We start from the raw sequence: 1,791 nt of genomic DNA, 5'->3' as shown, positions 1-1,791 counted from the left end.
TTGCTTTTGATAATCAGACATCCATTCTTTTGTCTGATTATTTTTATTTTCGTTTAAATGTTTAGCAATTTGATTGATATTATTTCCGATACGTTTTAGTTCAGATTTTGTCGCAGAAATTTCAGAAATAATATTTTTATATTCTGAAAAATCAATAGAAAAAATCTCTTTATTGCAACAGGCTCGTCTAGCAAAAATAGAAAAATTAGTGATACCAGTTTTTCTCATCATCAATTTAATTCTTTCGTTCTCTTTTTCATTTACAGAAATTTTTTCTGTATACTTCTCTCACGATTTTCGATTATTTTCATCTTGTCAACCTCACAAATATCTGTCAACTCTAAAAGCTCAAAATAGGGGGTTAGTGTCTTTAGTGAACTTCGCACTTGGGTACCCAAGTACAGTAAAAAGTATTCATCTTTCACTCACAAAAGCTAAAATTTCCAATTTTATTTTTGTTCGTTTCAGACGAATATTTTTATTTTTGGTGGTGTCCCCCAATCCCCCTTTTTGAAAAAAATTAGAGCTTAATTTCAAATTCTTTTAAGACATCTTCGTATAAATCTTTGACTTCAAAACACAAATTTTTAACTTCATCTTCGGTCAAAGTTTGAACATATTTTTTTGCGTTAATGTAATTATGAACTTATCACTCCATTCAAGAAGTTCAACTCTCTTGCTTTGAATACATCGAACAATTTTATAACAATTATAATCCTCATTCCGCCAACAAGGGTTTAACTCCAAATCAGAAAGAAGAAAATTATTTTAAGAAAATATAGCTCATTTTGTGTCTAAATATTTGACATTGGTCCAGTGTACAATTGATTCATTCCGATACAAATGAAATGAAGGCAAATAATATTAAATTAGGCGATGTTTATTTTTTTTTAGGTTTGCCTAATATTTTGCTTTAATTTTATAAAAAAGAGGTGTATACTTATAATATTCTTAAAGGAAGGTGGAAATATTTTGAAAGATACAACAAGTCAGTCTGGTAAAGAGCACAAACCTCGATTAATTCAGCATGCGAATGGTCCCTCTTTAGAGGAAATTAACGGAACTGTCGAGGTACCCAAAGGCAAAGGCTTTTGGAAAACCCTGTTCGCCTATTCTGGACCGGGAGCATTAGTTGCTGTGGGATATATGGATCCAGGCAACTGGTCTACTTCGATTACGGGTGGGCAAAACTTCCAGTATTTATTAATGTCGGTCATTTTAATGTCTAGTTTAATTGCAATGCTATTACAATATATGGCTGCTAAATTGGGAATTGTTAGTCAAATGGATTTAGCTCAAGCAATTCGAGCGAGAACGAGTAAAAAACTAGGAATCATTTTATGGATTTTAACGGAATTAGCGATTATGGCAACAGATATTGCGGAAGTAATTGGCGCATCAATTGCTCTTTATTTACTTTTTAATATTCCGCTTGTCGTCGCAGTCTTTATTACGGTATTTGATGTTTTAATATTATTGTTGTTAACGAAAGTTGGTTTTAGAAAAATTGAAGCAATAGTTGTCTGTTTGATTTTTGTAATTCTTTTTGTGTTTGTTTATCAAGTAGCGTTGTCTGATCCTAATTGGGGGGATGTACTTAAAGGATTGGTTCCGACTGGTGAAACGTTCTCCTCTACACATTCAATTGGTGGTCAAACGCCTTTAACTGGTGCATTAGGGATTATTGGTGCAACCGTTATGCCTCATAATTTATATCTACATTCGGCTGTGTCTCAGACTCGAAAGATAAATCGTACGGATGAAGATGAAATCGCCAATGCTGTAAGATTT

The 1,791-nt window shown here is 32.7% G+C and carries 2 protein-coding genes and 1 pseudogene; 2 read left to right on the top strand and 1 reads right to left on the bottom strand.

Annotated elements, in window-relative coordinates; genetic code table 11:
* On the bottom strand, positions 1-270 hold a 270-nt coding region (mobC, locus tag AB0M22_RS45655; RefSeq protein ID WP_364740332.1), incomplete at its 3' end, for a plasmid mobilization relaxosome protein MobC.
* A 377-nt stretch (positions 271-647) separates the two neighbouring features.
* Here mobC and AB0M22_RS45650 point away from each other — a divergent pair.
* Both AB0M22_RS45650 and AB0M22_RS45645 read left to right on the top strand, forming a co-directional pair.
* Positions 648-782 (top strand): annotated as a pseudogene (locus AB0M22_RS45650) (IS3 family transposase); the annotation flags it as partial.
* Positions 783-972: 190 nt separating this feature from the next.
* Positions 973-1,791 (top strand): Nramp family divalent metal transporter (locus AB0M22_RS45645; protein ID WP_364740329.1); only part of this gene is annotated, 819 nt, incomplete at its 3' end.

The sequence above is a fragment of the Nocardia sp. NPDC051756 genome (genome assembly GCF_040681495.1).
Taxonomy (GTDB): Bacteria; Actinomycetota; Actinomycetes; order Mycobacteriales; family Mycobacteriaceae; genus Nocardia.
This window is presented reverse-complemented; position numbering and strand designations above follow the sequence as displayed.